At 54.5% G+C, this 18035-nt stretch carries 16 protein-coding genes; 3 read left to right on the forward strand and 13 right to left on the reverse strand.

All coding sequences use genetic code 11. The features are described from left to right. Nucleotides 1-46: 46 nt before the first annotated feature. Nucleotides 47-331, reverse strand: coding sequence for a 50S ribosomal protein L25 (rplY, locus tag JT31_RS19375; RefSeq protein WP_038480998.1), 285 nt, complete (start codon nt 329-331; stop codon nt 47-49). A gap of 127 nt (nt 332-458) precedes the next feature. Continuing rightward, the gene (locus tag JT31_RS19380; RefSeq protein ID WP_038481001.1) at nt 459-2219 is read right to left on the reverse strand and encodes a DEAD/DEAH box helicase; all 1761 of its coding nucleotides are present in this window, start codon (nt 2217-2219) and stop codon (nt 459-461) included. 198 nt (nt 2220-2417) lie between these two features. Here JT31_RS19380 and rsuA point away from each other — a divergent pair, with 198 nt between their 5' ends. The 3 genes from rsuA (at nt 2418) to JT31_RS19395 (ending at nt 5013) form a co-directional block, all read left to right on the forward strand. Beyond that, nucleotides 2418-3119, forward strand: coding sequence for a 16S rRNA pseudouridine(516) synthase RsuA (gene rsuA / locus JT31_RS19385; RefSeq protein ID WP_038481004.1), 702 nt, complete (start codon nt 2418-2420; stop codon nt 3117-3119). Between the two features lie 15 nt (nt 3120-3134). Then, entirely contained in the window at nt 3135-4331 is a 1197-nt protein-coding gene (locus JT31_RS19390; RefSeq protein ID WP_038481007.1) for a Bcr/CflA family multidrug efflux MFS transporter, read from the forward strand. Nucleotides 4332-4668: 337 nt separating this feature from the next. After that, nucleotides 4669-5013, forward strand: coding sequence for a YejG family protein (locus JT31_RS19395; protein ID WP_038483335.1), 345 nt, complete (start codon nt 4669-4671; stop codon nt 5011-5013). A gap of 2 nt (nt 5014-5015) precedes the next feature. On the opposite strand, the gene yejF is transcribed toward JT31_RS19395, so the two are convergent. The 11 genes from yejF to JT31_RS19450 all read right to left on the reverse strand — a co-directional run bounded on the left by yejF (nt 5016) and on the right by JT31_RS19450 (nt 18010). Beyond that, nucleotides 5016-6605, reverse strand: coding sequence for a microcin C ABC transporter ATP-binding protein YejF (yejF, locus tag JT31_RS19400; protein ID WP_038481010.1), 1590 nt, complete (start codon nt 6603-6605; stop codon nt 5016-5018). A gap of 2 nt (nt 6606-6607) precedes the next feature. Next, nucleotides 6608-7633 (reverse strand): microcin C ABC transporter permease, encoded by a 1026-nt coding sequence (locus JT31_RS19405; RefSeq protein WP_038481013.1) that lies wholly within the window; start codon nt 7631-7633, stop codon nt 6608-6610. Beyond that, a complete protein-coding gene (locus tag JT31_RS19410; RefSeq protein WP_038481016.1) occupies nt 7630-8727 on the reverse strand; it encodes a microcin C ABC transporter permease YejB in 1098 nt (365 codons plus the stop codon). Before JT31_RS19410 ends, JT31_RS19405 begins: the two co-directional genes overlap by 4 nt. Before the next feature lies 1 nt (nt 8728). Continuing rightward, on the reverse strand, nt 8729-10528 hold the full coding sequence (locus JT31_RS19415) for an extracellular solute-binding protein (RefSeq protein WP_144244106.1): 1800 nt from the start codon (nt 10526-10528) through the stop codon (nt 8729-8731). A 132-nt stretch (nt 10529-10660) separates the two neighbouring features. Continuing rightward, nucleotides 10661-12241, reverse strand: a complete 1581-nt coding sequence (locus JT31_RS19420; RefSeq protein ID WP_038481021.1) for a cyclic di-GMP phosphodiesterase — start codon at nt 12239-12241, stop codon at nt 10661-10663. A 249-nt stretch (nt 12242-12490) separates the two neighbouring features. Continuing rightward, nucleotides 12491-13057 (reverse strand): bifunctional murein DD-endopeptidase/murein LD-carboxypeptidase, encoded by a 567-nt coding sequence (gene mepS, locus JT31_RS19425; RefSeq protein ID WP_038481023.1) that lies wholly within the window; start codon nt 13055-13057, stop codon nt 12491-12493. Nucleotides 13058-13477: 420 nt separating this feature from the next. Next, the gene (locus JT31_RS19430; RefSeq protein WP_038481026.1) at nt 13478-14182 is read right to left on the reverse strand and encodes a phosphatase PAP2 family protein; all 705 of its coding nucleotides are present in this window, start codon (nt 14180-14182) and stop codon (nt 13478-13480) included. A 45-nt stretch (nt 14183-14227) separates the two neighbouring features. Next, nucleotides 14228-15205, reverse strand: coding sequence for a CobW family GTP-binding protein (locus JT31_RS19435; RefSeq protein ID WP_038481029.1), 978 nt, complete (start codon nt 15203-15205; stop codon nt 14228-14230). 150 nt (nt 15206-15355) lie between these two features. Next, nucleotides 15356-16822 (reverse strand): mannitol dehydrogenase family protein, encoded by a 1467-nt coding sequence (locus JT31_RS19440; RefSeq protein WP_038481031.1) that lies wholly within the window; start codon nt 16820-16822, stop codon nt 15356-15358. 191 nt (nt 16823-17013) lie between these two features. Further along, nucleotides 17014-17586: an elongation factor P-like protein YeiP gene (gene yeiP / locus JT31_RS19445; RefSeq protein WP_008459912.1), complete on the reverse strand. Its 573-nt coding sequence runs from the start codon at nt 17584-17586 to the stop codon at nt 17014-17016. 163 nt (nt 17587-17749) lie between these two features. Further along, nucleotides 17750-18010, reverse strand: a complete 261-nt coding sequence (locus tag JT31_RS19450) for a DUF2534 family protein (protein ID WP_038481034.1) — start codon at nt 18008-18010, stop codon at nt 17750-17752. Nucleotides 18011-18035: the final 25 nt, after the last annotated feature.

Below are 18035 nucleotides of genomic sequence, written 5' to 3' on the forward strand. Positions count from 1 at the left end.
CAAAAAACCCCGCCGAAGCGGGGTTTTTTTCGAACTTAACTCGCGATTAAGCGCGAACGAAGTCGATGTGAGTCAGTTTTGGCTTGAACGGGTGACGCTGAACAGCCTGAACTTTCACTTTTACTTCTTTGCCGTCGATAGACAGGGTCAGAACTTCTTCGTAGAAACCAGGTTTAGCCTGCTGGTTCATTACGGAGTCGTGATCCAGTTCGATGGATACAGGAGCTTCCGCGCCACCATAAACGATAGCTGGGAATTTGTTTGCTGCACGCAGGCGGCGGCTCGCACCCTTGCCCTGCTCTTTACGTTCTACTGCATTGATAGTAAACATTGAATGTTTCTCTTTAAATAAGCCTGCTACAGGCGACCCAGCAGCAGGTAAAGTTTTCTGCTTTGCGGATGCAAAAGCGGGCGGCATTATAGCCATATCTGACCCTGTCGGCAATGAAAAGTACCGCTTAACCGCGCAATTCATTGGCCCGGCGGAAGCGTCCCTGGTAGTCGAAAACCTTCTCTCGAACGTTCCAGAATTGCCCCTTCATGCGGGCAACCACGAAATCAGGATGGCGCAGCAGCGCCTGCTGGGCTACAACGTCTGCGGCGTTTATCCAACGTAACGGCACGCCGGGCGCGCGTGAGTGTGGGCGGATAAACAGTTGTTCAAACGCCATACGTTGAGCGGGTGTCTGGAGACGGAAGCGCTCGCTAACGTCTGCTCCGTCTTCATCGTAATAGGTGATTTTCAGCCAGTCTCCATGAGCGTCGCCGCCGTGCTGTAGCGTCATGCCGCTGCAGCGTAGCACCAGCGCATCCTTTAGCTTCAGGGCGGCTTTGAGCATATCGTCCGGGTCGACCAGCACGTGATCGCACTGATGGCAGCGGCGGGCGGCAATATCATTTTCCGCATTGCAGTTGGGGCAGTTTTTGAAGCGAAACCGATAGTCGCACTGCTCTCGCAGGCCGTCGTCGTCTTCAAACCAGCCCTGGCAGCGGCGGCCAAAGTGTTCAGTTACCGTACCGTCTGCGGTGGTTTTTCCCCAGAACGTATTGGCAAAACCGCAGGACGGGCAAAAGACCTGCACCGGTACGTTGTCGCTTTTTCCTTTGGCATGGCCCACTTCCGGGGTAAATAAGTCATGCGGGTTGCCGGCGTAGTCGAGGATCAGGCAGTCTTTTTTACCGGGCGACAGGCGCAGGCCGCGACCAACGATTTGTTGGTAAAGGCTAACTGACTCGGTAGGACGCAGGATGGCTATCAGGTCCACGTGCGGCGCATCAAAACCGGTGGTCAGTACCGCCACGTTCACCAGAAAGCGGAACTGCTGATTTTTAAAAGCTTCGATAAGCGTATCGCGCGCCGGGCCGGGCGTATCGGCGGTAATCAAGGCTGCGTCGGTGGTGGGCAACAGGGCGGTAATCTCTTTGGCGTGCTCTACCGTGGCGGCGAAAATCATCACGCCACGGCGCTCGGCGGCAAACTCAACTATCTGGCTGATGATGTGGGGGGTGATGCGTTTTTGCTGCTTAAGCTCACGGTTCAGGTCGGCTTCGCTGAACAGCCCGTTGGACTGCGCCTGCAGGCGGCTAAAGTCGTATTGCACCACCGGCATATCCAGCCTTTCCGGCGGCGTCAGGTAGCCATGCTTAATCATATAGCGCAGCGGCAGCTCGTAAATGCAGTCGCGGAACAGCGCTTTTTCATCGCCGCGAACCATGCCGTGATAGTGAAATTGATAAATCCAGCCTTTGCCGAGACGGTAAGGCGTCGCGGTCAGCCCCAATAGCCGTAGCCTGGGGTTGTTGCCGCGCAGATGCGTGAGGATTTGCTGATACTGACTTTCGTCGCTGTCGCCGATACGGTGGCATTCATCGACAATCAGTAGGGAAAACTCGCCGTGAAAATGCTCAAGATTGCGGGCCACGGACTGCACGCTGCCAAACACCACTTTTCCCTGACTCTCTTTGCGCTGCAGGCCGGCGGCAAAAATGTCTGCTTCCAGCCCAAGGGCGACGTATTTCGCGTGGTTTTGCGCCACCAGCTCTTTTACGTGAGCAAGCACCAACACGCGCCCACGCGCCACTCTTGCCAGCTCCGCTATCACCAGGCTTTTGCCCGCGCCGGTAGGCAGCACGATAACGGCGGGTTCAGAATGTTTACGGAAGTAGCTGAGGGTGGCGTCCACCGCTTCTTGCTGATAGGGGCGTAGAGTAAAAGACATGGCAGGGTGGTTTTTCAACCTTCTTATCAAATGACTGCAACGATTATGCCATAAAGCACGGTTTTACCTTGAGAGAGTTTTTGATGTCGCTATACTGGCAAACTAATTATCAGGCAAACCAATTTTCACCTGAATTTGGGCTTCAGTCCCGGCCGCAATCTCGCTTGTCGGCACCTTCATGAAACAGGCAATACACTAATGCGACTCGATAAATTTATCTCTCAGCAGCTCGGCGTCAGCCGTGCTATCTCTGGCCGCGAAATCCGCGCTAGCCGCGTCACCATTGACGATGAAGTGGTGCGTGACGCCTCTTTTAAACTGCTGCCGGAACACCAGGTGGCGTTTGATGGCAACCCGCTGACCCAGCAAAATGGCCCACGCTATTTCATGCTTAATAAGCCGCAGGGCTACGTTTGCTCGACCGATGACCCGGATCATCCGACGGTGCTTTACTTCCTGGACGTGCCGGTGGCGCACAAGCTGCATGCTGCGGGTCGCCTTGATATCGACACCACCGGTCTGGTGCTGATGACGGACGACGGCCAGTGGTCGCACCGCATTACTTCTCCGCGCCATCATTGCGAAAAAACCTATCTTGTGACGCTGGAATCGCCGGTAGAAGAGGGCACGGCGGAACACTTCGCGAAAGGCGTTCAGCTGCATAATGAGAAAGATCTCACCAAACCTGCCGTGCTGGAAGTGATTACCCCCACGGAAGTGCGCCTGACCATCAGCGAAGGTCGCTACCACCAGGTCAAACGCATGTTCGCGGCGGTCGGCAACCGCGTTGTTGGCCTGCACCGCGAGCGTATTGGTGAAATCGCACTGGATCCTGAACTGGCCCCCGGTGAGTACCGCCCGTTAACCGAACAGGAAATTGCCAGCGTCGGCATGCCCTAATCTCCGGAGTGACTTTTGAGCCGTAAACAGAACTCTTCTGTCGGTATTATCGTAATCCTTGGCCTGCTGGCGATGCTGATGCCGCTGTCCATCGATATGTATCTGCCGGCGTTGCCGATGATTGCCCAGGGCTTTAATGTGCCGGCGGGCAGCGCGCAAATGACCCTCAGTACCTATATTCTGGGCTTTGCAATCGGGCAGATCTTCTATGGGCCGATGGCCGATAGCCTGGGGCGTAAGCCAGTGGTGCTGGGTGGTACGCTGATCTTTGCCCTCGCGGCTATCGCCTGCGCGCTTTCACAGACCATCGAACAGCTGATTTGGATGCGTTTTCTGCATGGCCTCGCGGCCGCGGCGGCGAGCGTGGTCATCAATGCCCTGATGCGCGATATCTATCCGAAAGAAGAGTTCTCCCGGATGATGTCCTTCGTGATGCTGATAACCACCATTGCGCCGCTAGTCGCGCCTATGGTCGGGGGAGCGGTGCTGGTGTGGTTTAGCTGGCATGTTATCTTCTGGATTCTGGCCGCCGCCGCGCTGCTGGCCTCAGCGATGATTTTCTTCTTTATTCACGAAACGTTGGCCCCTGAGATGCGGCAGAAATTTAATCTGCGCACTACGGTCGGGAATTTCGCCACGCTGTTCCGCCATAAGCGCGTGCTCAGCTATATGCTGGCCAGCGGCTTCAGCTTCGCCGGTATGTTCTCGTTTCTTAGCGCGGGGCCGTTCGTTTACATCGAACTCAACCACGTTTCGCCCCAGCATTTTGGCTACTACTTTGCGCTGAACGTGGTGTTCCTGTTCATCATGACTATGATCAACAGCCGCTTTGTGCGCAGGGTTGGGGCGATCAACATGTTTCGGACCGGGCTTTGCATCCAGTTTGCGATGGCGGTATGGCTGGTGGTGAGCAGCCAGCTGGACTTCGGCTTCTGGGCGATGGTGCTTGGCGTGGCGATATTTATCAGCTGCGTGTCGCTGGTCTCCTCCAACGCCATGGCGGTGATTCTGGACGAGTTCCCGCACATGGCCGGGACTGCGTCTTCGTTGGCCGGCACCTTCCGCTTTGGCATTGGCGCGCTAACCGGGGCTTTACTCTCGGTGGCAACCTTTAACACCGCCTGGCCGATGATCTGGTCCATTGCTATCTGTGCGACAGCCTCGGTGGTGTTCTACTTTTACGCCAGCAAAGCCCGCCACAAAAAGGCCTGAAAACGCGCGGGTGTTTCGGTTCAGAAACGCCCGTGTTCTTCGCTAAAACTCCGCCATTACGTCCGTCGATACAGGATATATGTTTCGCATATGTAAAACGCTCAACTGTAAAAAGTCACAACTTTGTAGTTAAAAAGGTTGAGTTAGATCTCAGAAAGCGATACATATAGCGCCGAAACGCGTGCTGTAGCACAAAAATAAAGCGTTAGTAATGAAATTACTACAGTGGATGTAAGTCAGTTTCGTACTCGTTTAAACGCAATTTATCAACATTGTGTTAACCTTTATGCAAACTGTTTGAGATATATTGCCGATTGGAACTTCCGGGGAAATGAAATTGAACACCATACAACTGTCCATCGTGCACCGCCTGCCGCAGAGCTATCGCTGGTTGACGGGTTTTGCAGGCTCCAAAGTTGAACCGATTCCGCAAAACGGCCCACAAGACGACGATTGCCTGATTGGCCTCAAGCTGCTGAGCCCGGATGGGGAAAAAGCGTGGCCGATCATGGATACGCTTAGCCAGGCATTAAGCGATATTGAAGTCGACAGTTCGGTGGTCGAGTGCGAAGGCGAGCCGTGCCTGTTTGTGAATCTTCAGGATGAGCTGGCAGCAACCTGCCGCCTGAAAAACGTTGGCGTGGCCATTGCCGAACCTTTTTCCAGCAATAACCCTTTCTGATCTCAGGCGAGTGCCAGAAGCTGACGCGTGTAGTCGCTTTGCGGGGCGCTAAAGATCTGCCTGCAGTCTCCCTGTTCGACAACTTCCCCCTGATGCAGCACTACCATCTGGTGGCAAAGCGCTTTGACCACATGTAAATCATGGCTGATGAAGATATACGCCAGCCGGTGCTTTACCTGCAGTGATTTTAACAGCGCCAGAATTTGCGCCTGAACCGAGCGGTCCAGCGAGGACGTCGGCTCATCCAGCACGATAAGCTGCGGCTGCAAAATTAAAGCCCTGGCAATAGCGATGCGCTGACGCTGGCCGCCGGAAAACTCAGCCGGGTAGCGGTGCAGCATATCCGCCTGCAGGCCAACTTCCTCCAGAGCCTGAATCACTTTAGCCTCACGTTCGGCGGGGTTTAGCGATGGATGATGCACCCGCAGGCCTTCCTCAACGATTTGCAACACGTCGAGGCGTGGGTTCAGCGAAGAATTAGGGTCCTGGAAAACCACCTGAACGCGGTGGCGCAGCGGCAGCAGCTGTTTGCGCTTAAGCTCATGCAGAGGCTGGCCGTCAAACCAGATAGCGCCGGTGGAATGAATTAATCGCAGCAGCGCCAGCCCGGTGGTGCTTTTACCCGAACCTGATTCGCCAACCAGGCCCAGGCTTTCGCCGGGCCGCAGCTCGAAGCTCAGCTTTTTAAGGCCATAATGGTGGCCCACCGTTCTTTTCAACAGCCCCCGACGAATGGGGAAAGCGACCTGCAGATCCTCAACCTTGAGCAAAGGAGCAACGCCCGTTTGAAGCGGCACCGGCTCCCCTGAAGGCTCTGCGTTCAGCAGTTGCCGGGTATAGGGATGCTGAGGGTTGTTAAATAGCCGGGCGGCAGGCTGCTGTTCAACGCACTGACCGTGACGCATGACCGCCACGTTATCAGCCAGCTTTTTCACAATGCTCAGGTTATGCGTGATAAACAGCAGCCCCATGTTCAGCTCCTGCTTCAGCTCTTGCAGCAGCTGCAGGATCTGCGCCTGAACGGAAACGTCCAGCGCGGTTGTCGGCTCATCGGCAATCAGCAATTCAGGTCGCGTCAGCAGCGCCATGGCAATCATCACGCGCTGGCGTTCCCCGCCGGACAGCAGGTGAGGGTAGTCATTCAGCCGGGCCGCAGGGGTGCGGATACCCACGCGATCGAGACAGGTAAGAATCTCCGCCCGCGCCGCCTCCGGCCGCATTCCCCGGTGCAAAGAGAGCACTTCATAAAGCTGTTTTTCGATAGTGTGCAGCGGGTTTAATGACACCATCGGTTCCTGAAAAATCATCGCAATTTTGTTGCCGCGCACGCCGCGCAGCGCTCTTTCTGGCGCGTTTAGCAGGTCCGTACCGTGAAACAAAATCTCTCCCGAAGGATAAACCACGGGCGGTGACGGCAGCAGCCGCAGCACGGAGAGCGCCGTCACGCTCTTCCCCGACCCGGACTCGCCGACCAGCGCCAGCGTCTCGCCTGCTTCAACCTGAAGAGAAACCGAGTCCACCACCTGATGCAGCGTTTTACCTTGCTGAAAAGCAATAGAAAGATGGTTGATGGCGAGTAGCGGAGTCGTCATGGTCAGCGCGCCTTAGAAGGATCAAAGGCGTCACGGACCGCTTCGCCAATAAAAATTAACAGGGAGAGCAAGATCGCCAGAGATAGAAAGGCGGAAATGCCCAACCACGGTGCCTGCAGGTTGTTTTTCCCCTGCAGTACCAGTTCGCCAAGCGAAGGTGAGCCAAGCGGCAGACCAAAACCGAGGAAGTCGAGTGAGGTCAGGGTCGTTATCGAAGCGCACAGAATAAAGGGCAGGAAGGTCAGGGTGGCGACCATGGCGTTAGGTAACATATGGCGGGTCATGATTGACCAGTCGCCGACGCCCATCGCCCGCGCAGCGCGAATATAGTCGAAATTGCGGGTGCGCAAAAACTCTGCCCGCACGACGCCGACCAGCCCCATCCAGCCAAATAATACGGTGATGCCCAGCAGCCACCAAAAGTTAGGCTGCACCACGCTCGACAGCATGATTATCAAAAATAGCGTCGGCATCCCCGACCAGACTTCTATCAAGCGTTGCCCCCACAGGTCGACGCGCCCGCCGTAATAGCCCTGCACCGCGCCTGCCAGAACGCCAATAATGCTGGAGAAAAAGGTCAGCATCAGGCCGAAGAGCACGGAAATGCGGGTTCCGTAAAGTATTCTCGCCAGCACGTCGCTGCCGTTGGCATCGGTGCCGAGCCAGTTTTGCGCGCTGGGTGGCGAAGGGAACGGCACGTTGCTGGCGTAGTTAATGGTGTTGCTGCTAAAGCGTATCGGCGCCCAGAGGATCCAGCCTTTGTCGCTCAGGCGCGCGGTTAACCAGGGGTCCTGGTAGTCGGCGGGGGTGGCAAGCGGGCCGCCAAAATCGCTTTCGCTGTAGTTTTTTATCGACGGGAACCAGAGTTTGCCTTCGTAATGCACCAGCAGCGGACGATCGTTGGCGACCAGCTCTGAACCCATGCTCAAAATAAAGATAAGGGCAAAGATCCACAGCGACCAGTAACCACGGCGGTTCTGGCGAAAACGCGTCCAGCGCGCCTGGTTTACCGGGCTTAGTCGGCTCATCCTCGGCCCTCAAAATCAATGCGGGGATCGACCAGCGTATAGGTGACATCGCTGACGATGTTGGTCAGCAGGCCAATCAAGCTAAAAATATACAGCGTGCCGAAAATCACCGGATAGTCGCGTGAAATCGTCGCCTCGTAGCCAAGCAGGCCCAGCCCGTTAAGAGAGAACATCACTTCAATAAGCAGCGATCCGGTGAAAAACATGCTGATAAACGTTGCCGGGAAACCAGCGATCACCAGCAGCATCGCGTTACGAAAGACGTGGCGATACAGAATTTTCTTCTCATCCAGCCCCTTAGCCCGCGCGGTCACCACGTACTGTTTACGAATCTCATCGAGGAAGGAATTTTTCGTCAGCATGGTCAGCGTGGCGAAGCCGCCGATAACCGTTGCCAGCACCGGTAGCGCGATGTGCCACAGATAATCGGTGATTTTGCTGTACCAGGGCAGGGCGTCAAAATTGGCCGACGTCAGCCCTCGCAGAGGGAACCAGTCGAGATAAGTCCCGCCGGCAAACAGCACAATCAGCAGGATGGCAAACAAAAACGCCGGGATGGCATAGCCGATGATGATAAAAATGCTGCTCCAGATATCAAAGCTGCTGCCGTTGCTCACCGCCTTGCGGATCCCAAGCGGAATTGACACCAGATAGATGATCAGCGTGCTCCACAGCCCGATGGAAATGGATACGGGCAGGCTGTCTTTAATCAGCTTGATCACCGAAGAGCTACGGAACAGGCTATTACCAAAGTCAAAGCGTAAATAGTCGCCCAGCATAGTGAAATAACGCTCGTGCAGCGGCTTGTCGAACCCATAGCGATGCACAATCTCTGCGATGACTTCAGGGTCGAGTCCACGGCCACCCCGGTACTGGCTGCTGGTGACATCACCCACGCCGGTTCGGGCATGGCTGCCGCCCATTGCATCGTTACTCACGCCCGGCATGCCGCTGCTGTGGCCCATCTGTATGGCCGCAATAGCCTGATCTACCGGCCCGCCTGGCGCGATTTGCACGATGAAAAAGTTAATGGTGATTATCGCCCACAGGGTGGGAATGATGAGCAGCAGACGTCGGAGAATATAAGCGCCCACGTTAGTCCCCCTGGCGCCGGTCGGCAGGCAGCTTCGCCGCTTTGTTTACGTCATACCACCAGTTATCAAAGCCGTTGTTATACATTGGGCGGATGGCCGGGCGGGAGAATTTATTCCACCAGGCTAAACGGTCGGCTGACGTATACCACATCGGCAGCATGTAGTTGTTCCAGGTCAGCACGCGGTCAAGGGCACGGCCCAGCGGCAGCAGTTTTTTCTTATCGCCCTGGCTGGCGATAATCATCTCGATAAGCTTGTCGATAACCGGGCTTTGCACGCCGGGTGCGTTATAGCTCGAATTGATGTACTCCGATGCCCAGATGATTTGTAAATCCGGGCTCGGGTAAGGCATCGCGCTGTAAACCCGAGGCATCATGTCGTAATCACGGCTGCGCAGGCGGCTTGAGAGCTGCGAGTTATCCACCTGGCGGATGTTCATGGTAATGCCCAGGCGCTGCAAGTTGCGCTGGAAAGGGAGGATCCACTGCGTATTGCCTGCCGTACCGGCCAGCAGTTCAAAAACAAATGGCTTGCCGGTGCTCACATTCACCAGCTTCTGGTCTTTTAACTCCCAACCCGCTTCTTTAAGCAGGCTGAGCGCCTTAAGCAGGTTATCCCGGTCAAACCCACGGCCGTCTGATTTAGGCGGGTTGTAGATTGAGGTGAAGACCTCCGGCGGGAGATCTTTTTTCATCGGCGCCAGCAGCATCAGTTCGTCGGCGTCCGGATAGCCGCGTGCGGCGTATTCGGTATTCTGGAAGTAGCTGTTGGCCCGACTATAGGCGCCATAAAACAGCGCTTTGTTCATCCATTCAAAATCAAACGCCAGGCTGATAGCTTCCCTTACCCGACGGTCGCTAAAAATGGGACGCTGGATGTTAAACGCCAGCCAGCGGGTGTCCTGGGCGGATTCGTTTTTCTGTTCATCTTTAACGATGAAGTGGTTGCTGAAGTTTTTACCTGTATAGCGCGTGGCCCAGTTTTTGGCAGAAACTTCGCTGCGAAAATCAAAAGCTCCGGCCTTGAAGGCCTCGAAGGCAACGTCATCATCAAGATAATAGTCGTAGCGGATGGTATTAAAGTTCCAACGCCCCCGGTTCACTGGCAAATTTGCCGCCCAATAGTCACGGACTCGCGACCAGGTGATGTACTGCCCCATCTTCCAGTCGGTGATTTTGTACGGTCCGCTGGAAGGCGGAGGGGAAGAAAGTGGGTCGCTTAGTTTGTGATCTTTCCAGAACTTTTCCGGGAATACTGGCAGTGAGAACAGGCCCAGCATTCTGTCTTTGCTCGGCGTGGCAAGCTCGATGCGCACGGTCAGCGGAGCAATCGCTCGTACCGTCGCCCCTTTGTATATCAGCCGGAACTGCGGCACGCCTTCGGTCATGAATTTATTGAAGGTGAACGCGACGTCCTGCGCGGTAATCGGGTTGCCGTCCTGGTAACGGGCGCGGGGATTGATTGAGATTTCAGCCCAGGCAAAGTTGGACGGATAGCGGGCCATCTCGGCAATCAGCGGGTAATAACTGCCGGGTTCATCATCGGAGGTAGTAAACAGCGTGTCGTACAGCGCATCGGTGCGGATGCCGGGGTTACCTCGCATGGCGAAGCGGTTGAAGTTGTCAAAGGTACCAATGGCCGAAAGCGTAATATTACCGCCTTTCGGGGCCGCTGGATTAACGTAATCGAACTGAGTGAAGTTGACGGCGTATTTAGGTTCGCCCAGCACGGCAAAGGCATAACTTTCGTTTATCTCTGCGGCGCACGGCATCAGGGAAAACGTGCTCAGGCAAAGCAGCATCAGTGCACGTACAGCTCTCGTCATCTTCATTCCTTGCCTGGTGGATGGCAGACCGCAGGCGTCGCGCTCCTGCGCCCGGTAAGCCCATGATGGTTAATCATAAGTTAGCCGGCGAAGATTGTGCAATGTCTGTCAGTCTTTCAGTTCGTCATAAAGCGTGTGGGACGGGTTCCAGCTGGCGAGCTGGCTTAGGGTCAGCGGGCGGCTGAAGTAATAGCCCTGCAGGAAGTTACAGCCACGCTCAATAAGCCATTTTGCCTGCTCCGGCGTTTCCACGCCTTCCGCGACCGTATTCATGTTCAGCCGCTGGGCTAGCGTCAGCACGGCGTCCAGCACCGGGGCCGTCACCGTCTCCATGCCGATGGAGTTGACGAAGCCGCGGTCGATTTTCAGGTAATCCAGGGTAAACCGTTCCAGGTAAATCAGCGCGCTGTGGCCGGTGCCGAAATCATCAACCGCAATTTCAAACCCTTGCTCATGCAGCCAGGCGAAAATCCCCATCGCCTCTTTTTCTTTCAGCATGTCGCGTTCGGTTATCTCGAAAACCAGCTGGAAATGGTGCGGCGGCATGGAAGCGGCAAATGCCTGAATGTCCTGTTTGAACGTTGGCGAGTGTAGATGGCTGGGCGCAAGATTAACGCCAATTTTGGCACCGGCCGGTAAGACTTTTTGCAGTACTGGCGCATCTTTGGCTATCAGCTCAAACAGATGGCGAGTCAGCGGCACGATAAGCTGCTGGGCTTCGGCAAAGCCGATGAACGCATCCGGAGGGATCATGCCCGCCGTCGGGTGCTCCCAGCGCATCAGCACTTCTATGCCACGCATCTGCAGCGCCTCAGAGTCGACAACGGGCTGGTAAACAACAAAGAACTGTCCGCGCTTAATGCCGGTAAGAATTTCTTTGCCGGCCCGCACCTTCACCGTAAGGAAATAACCGCACAGTGCGGTGCCAAGCAGGCCGGACAGTAACCCGGCAAGGATCGCGAGCTGAATATCCTCTACTGGCCACGGAGTGCCGTAAATGTAGAGTTTAATAGGGTAACCGCTGAGGATAGAAATTCTTGTGGGGGAGGGAGGGAGTTCATCGACGTTAATAACGTCCGGGGAATAGGATGTTAGCGCTTTGTTTCCCACCACCAGCGCCATCGAACTGATGTCCTGCTGCCTCGAGGTGAAGACCAGGTACGGCGTGAGGTTGACGTTTAGCGTAGTGAAGACACCGCGTCCTGAAGCCAGCGGATTCAAAAACCAGGCGGCAATCACCGGCCTGCCCGGCATCATCGGCGTGCCGTTCATGATAGCCAGGTCGATAGGTTTATTGATGTTCAGCTCGGGCTCCAGGGCATCCATCGACAGTTCCATGTCGCCGGTGGCGGAAGAGCAGTAGGCGATGCTGTTACGCACCAGCAAAAAGGCCCGTACGTTGGGATTAAAAGCCGCGCGGGAAGTCAGCTCGCCGCTGACTCTTTCGCATTCGTTCATGGTTAAAGGTTGAATGCCGTCGGCGGTAGTGTGGAGTTCTTTAAAAAAGGTATCGAGGTAGTTGCTGATGTCGCGAGCGAGAAGGTTATAAGCGGACTCACGCTTGGAATGAAGCGCCAGGCTGGTTAGCCCCCCCACAAATAATGCGGCAAACAGTCCCATCAGCAGGCTGAAGGTGACTATCTGCTTTGGGGTGCTAAAGTAGCGCGAAAAAATGTTCTTATAAGACATGGATGTATGAGTCCCGCAGGGGCAAGCGAATCATCGTTTGTTTTATGATTTTTTCTGACTATAACCCATAACCCGGAAATTGTTTAATTTGTTTCATCGGGTGACTATTTGCTGTTTCTCTCGCTGAGGAAAGAGTAACCAGCTGAATTTCAGGCATAAAAAAACGCTGCATCTGCAGCGTTTTTAACGTTGGTAGTTTTGCTGAGTAGCCAAGGGAATAACCCTCAACAAAACATATCTTTTATGGCGTTAGCTGCGGCTCAGCACTCGGCGTGCTTCGTTGTAACGCTTCTTCCAGTAAGGTTCATCCATGCTGGAGATAACAACCCCGCTGCTGGTGGAAGCATGTACAAACTGGTTATTACCAATGTAGATGCCGACATGACGCCCGGTAGAGCCCGCGCGGAACAGCACTAAATCGCCGGTACGTAATTTATTACGCGAAACGGATTTGCCGGATTCCTGCTGCTCGGACGTTGAACGAGGCAGCGTTAAGCCAAACTGTTCCTGGAACGTGCGCTGCACGAATGCAGAACAATCGATACCCGCTCTGCTGCTGCCGCCAAGACGGTAGCGTACACCTTTCCAGCTCGCGTATTGGTCCATAAGACGTGACTTAACGTCTACGTTACGAACCATCTCTTCGAATTCATCCTGAGAAGCTTGCAGTAAAAAACTGTCTTTTTCACCGACTGCATGCGTCTCAGAATGCATATTTGCTGTGTTAGTCGAACTACAGGCGGAGAGCATAACTGCTACCGCAACCGCGGGGATAGCCCGCAGGATGTATCTCAAAATAGGCTGAGATCTGACCATGTTGTTTGTTTTCCCTTGATGTCCTTAACGAATAATTCGTTATACAAAAATACCAACGTGACGAGACTAATTACCTACAGGCAACGAGACAATTATTTATGCACAAAAATGTGGAACACCGCACACTTTTATTCACAGCACAAATAGCTGAGACGTAGCGAAAACTTTCCCGAGACTACCCGATAAGACCAGGCTATGCGAGCGTTTTTATTCTTATTTTTATAAGAAATTGTGATGTTTCGTCGCGAAAGGTTATTTCGAACAAATGATCGACGATGCTGCTGGTTTTATCGTCAGGTCATTCAAATTGAAGAGGATTTGGCGTGAGTAAATATTCATCTTGCCGTCATGGTGCTGAAAAAATAAGCAGGGACCTGTAGGGGACCCTGCTTATTCGCCATCGTCATAGCTTATTCGGCATCAGCGAGAAGCTTTATATTTACCCGGCAAAGTACGATTCAGTATGGAAATTAACCGGTCACTGATTGGGGTTAAAAGCACCCACGGCAGGCCCACCAGGGCGATAGAAAGCGAGCCAACGTAGACGTCGGTAAACCAGTGCGCGCCTATCATTATTCTTGGCGAAGAGAAGATAAAGAAGATAGCTGTCGCGATAAGAAATGCACGCCTGCCGAAATATCGCAGCATAAAACCGGTAAAGATAAGCAGCATCAGGCCATGATCGCCGGGGAAGCTGTCGCTCGAGGCATCTTTCGTCGGGAAGTGCAGCAGCTCGCTGACGCGATGGATATCGGTGAAGAACAGCGTCGGGCTGGCGTGAGCCACCGGGATAAGGTGGCCGAGCTGGTTAATCACCACGGCGCACAGCAGCATCACGATGCCCATCAGCACCAGGCGGCGGCGGCCAGCGCCGTCTTCACGCAGCCAGAACCAGGAGAACAGGGCGCCCATTGCGAGCAGCGAAATGCCGTCGAAAGCGCGGTTATTGGTGATAGCAATCAGCGTTAAAAATGTCTGGCTTTTGACAAGTTCATTATTAAAGAAATGGAACAGCGTGGCGTCAATGTTGAACCAAAATCCATGGTTCACGGGCAGATACCAGCTAAAGAACAGGGCAAGGCCCAGCGCGTTCAGTAACAGTAAAAGAGGGAGGCGATTAATCATGATGCAGCTTCTAAATCTCATTACGGGGGCGGAAAGGTAGTCGTATTAACTTAAACGTAAGCTCAACAGGCCGGATTGTAGAACGTTCCAGTCGGGATTATCCGGGTGTATCAATTCGATGCGGCTGTCCGGCGGCGGCGAGGATTGTGTCTCAATATGCAGGTCGTTGCCCTGACGGTTGATACGCACCAGCCCTTCAGGAATACGCAGCACGCCCTTTACCCGTTCAACCGGAGCGAGACGAGCCCACTCGAGCAGGCCGATGGTGTCGAAGACGGTTTCCTCATCGAAAATCCAGCCACAGGCGTAATATCCCTGCCCGCTGTTAACGCTTCGCCGCCAGCGCTGATGTCCCGGCAGGCTAAGCGCGGCAAGGCCGTGAGTCACCGCCTTTGCATGCTGATGTTCGGCGCTGGACGGCAGATCGCGCTGATTCAGCCGCGCCCTGTCCAGCAGTTCAATATTGATAGCGCCATTTTCTGCGTGAACCAGCTCTCGACTGTCCCCATTCGCCTGATACCAGCGCTCTAACGCGGCTTTGCTTTCCGGCGTGGCGCGATCCTGTTTATTGGCCACAATGACGTCCGCCGCGGCGAGCTGGTCGCGGAAGTTGTCATTATTCAGGGCTTTTTCATTCAGAAGCTGGCGGGCGTCCAGCAGGCAAAGCGTGGCCCGCAGGTCAATCCACGGCTGATAAACCTCCGCCGTGAGCATGTCCAGGATTTGCTTCGGGTGGCCGAGGCCGGTAGGTTCAATCAGCAGGCGATCGGGTTTGCCCTGGCGCAGCAGCGTGTTCAGACCGACCTGCATCGGCAGGCCGTTAACGCAACACATACAGCCGCCGGGGATCTCTTTGAGCAGCGCTCCGCTGTCCGCCAGCAGCGCGCCGTCAATGCCGACCTCGCCAAACTCATTCACCAGCACCGCCCACTTCTCATCAACCGGCTTATTCTCCAGCAGGTGCAGGATGGTGGTGGTTTTACCGCTGCCGAGGAAGCCGGTAATTAAATTTGTTTTTGTCACAGGAACTCCGGGGGTTTATCACGCATAAACCACGTCAATCATTAAGTCATTGTTAATTATTTACGCTGACTATCCTGACGACAACCCGGTTAAAAGAGAAGGCTTAACGCGGTTTTACCCGGAGGTAAACCACGTTAAGCGCATTGATTGTTAACTGAAGTGCAGGTTTTCGACCGCGCCGCGAGCGCCCAGGTGGGTAAGCTGTTGCCAGGCGTGCTGAACTTCATCGATAAATTTCGCGTTTTTCGGCAGGTCATCGCCAAAAATTTCATTCAGGCAGAGCAGGGCGCTTACGCGCTCACTCTCGCCGCTGTCGCTGACCAGCATCTGAATCTTCCCCAGCAGCGGATCGCGAACGTCAATAGCCTTACCCTGCTCGTCTACGCCGCTGACGTAGCGCATCCAGCCGGCAATACCGAGCGCCAGACATGACCAGTTGCTCTCGTTTTCCAGATGCCAGCGTACGCCTTCCAGCCAGCGCTGGGGCAGCTTCTGGCTACCGTCCATGGCGATTTGCCAGGTGCGGTGCCTGAGCGCCGGGTTAGCAAAGCGTACCAGCAGATCTGTGGCGTACTGATTCAGGTCGACGCCGCGAATGTTCAGCGTCACGGCCTGCTCCTGCAGCATCAGGCGCCGTGCGGCACGGGCAAAGCGTTCGTCGGCCATGCAATCATTAATATGCTGGTAGCCGGCAAGGTAACCGAGATAAGCCAGAAACGAATGGCTGCCGTTAAGCATACGCAGCTTCATTTGTTCAAAGGGCATGACGTCTTTAACCATTTCCACGCCCGCGGCTTCCCATTCGGGGCGGCCAGCAACAAAGTCATCTTCTATTACCCATTGGATAAAAGGCTCTGCGGCAATGGCGCAGGGATCTTTTACGCCCAGAACGCTCTCGATCTCTTGCAGGGACTCTTCCGTAGCAGCCGGAACAATGCGGTCAACCATAGTGCTCGGGAAAGTGACTTCTTTGGCAATCCATTCTTCCAGCATCGCGCTTCGTTGGGCGGCCATGCCCAGCACGGCCTGGCGAACCAAATGCCCGTTATGGGGAATATTGTCGCAGGACAAAACCGTAAACGGGTTTAATCCCCTTTCGCGGCGGCGGCTCAGCGCCTCAACGAGGATCCCCGGCATCGAGTGTGGTTCGTGCGGCGAGGCAAGATCGTGAATGATTCGCTCATTGGTAGTATCGAGCTTTCCGCTGGCGGGGTCGATGCAGTAGCCTTTTTCGGTGACGGTCAGGGAGACAATCGCGACCTGTGGCTCGCAAAATTTCTCTATGATGGCCTCCATGCCGTCCAGTTTTGCGTTCAGGCACTCTTTTACTGCGCCAATCACCAACGCCTCGTTTCCCGTCGCGCCTTTTTCCAGCACCGTAAACAGGTGATCCTGCTGACGAAGCTCGCGCATCAGGCTGTCGCCGTTAAACAGGCTGATCTCGCAGATCCCCCAGTCGCCGCCCAGCTTGTTAAGAACCCGATCGGTAAGCAAGGCCTGGTGCGCACGATGGAAAGCGCCAAAACCAAAATGCACGATGCGCGTCCTGAGAGCGCCACGATCGTAGTTTGGCCGTTGAACGGTTGCGGGGAGTAAAGCGGTGGCAATGGTGTCCATAGATTGGCATCCTGGGTGAGGGAGATGGGAACCTTTGCAGTGTAAAGCTGTATGACAGGAAATGAAATTGGTCTATTAATTTAATCGTTTTTGTGTGATTCAGGTCTGATAATGAGGCGGAAAGGTTTAATTGGTATAATAACTTTGTCGGGGAGAGAGACAAAACGCTCCCGAAGGAGCGTCATCAATCATCAGTCAGCGCGGCCCATGGAGCGCTTTTCCGCGATATGAATGCGGATTTTCTCGCCGGCAACCATGTATTCCGGTACCTGAATCACCAGGCCGGTGGACAGGGTGGCAGGTTTGGTGCGGGAGCTGGCGGAAGCGCCCTTGATGCCCGGTGCGGTTTCGATGATTTCCAGATCCACGGTTTGCGGCAGCTCCAGCGCCAGCAGCTGGCCGTCCCAGGTCAGAACCTGCATATCCGGCATACCGCCTTCAGGAATGAACTGCAGCTCTTCTTCAATCTGGTCTTTGGTGAAGATATACGGCGTGTAATCTTCTTTATCCATGAACACGTATTCGTTGCCGTCGATATAGGAGAAATCAACGAAACGGCGGGTCAGGGTAATCGTGTCAACGATATCGTCACCCTTGAAGCGCTCTTCCACTTTCTGCCCGGTACGAACGTCGGAGAAACGCATCTTGTACAGGGTTGCTGCGCCGCGGGCGCTAGGTGCCTGGATATCAATATCTTTAACAATCAGCAGCTTGCCGTTGTAATTGAGAACCATGCCTTTTTTGATTTCGTTAGCTCTTGCCATCGGTGTTTCCTGTCAAAAATTGAGATGCGAAAATATTGCGTCAAAGTACTCGTGAGGCGCGTTTCAGGCAAGTGGATTTGATAAAGAAGCATTAAAGTAAGGGGTTTAAGGCAGGCGTGCCGACAACCTCCTGCTTTGTCGGCACGGCAGTGGCAAAGCAGGCTTAGCCGCGGCCATCCTTCGGCGCTAAGAAATAGAAAGCAAACGGCAGCGAGCACAGAATGGTGAACATAATCGTGTAGATGGCGACCCATGCACCCTGCATGATAAACATGTCCAGCGTCCATTGTTCCATCGGCCAGTTGTACTGCTCCTCCACGCCTTCAAAGGTGACCTTTGAAATCAGCGACACCACGATGGTGAAGACAATCACGACCGCGATAAGGAATTTTTTACCTTCGGGTGTACGAAGTTTTGCAAGCATATCAGCCTCCTGGCTGGTGAATTAA

The sequence above is a fragment of the Cedecea neteri genome (assembly GCF_000757825.1).
Classification (GTDB): domain Bacteria; phylum Pseudomonadota; class Gammaproteobacteria; order Enterobacterales; family Enterobacteriaceae; genus Cedecea; species Cedecea selenatireducens.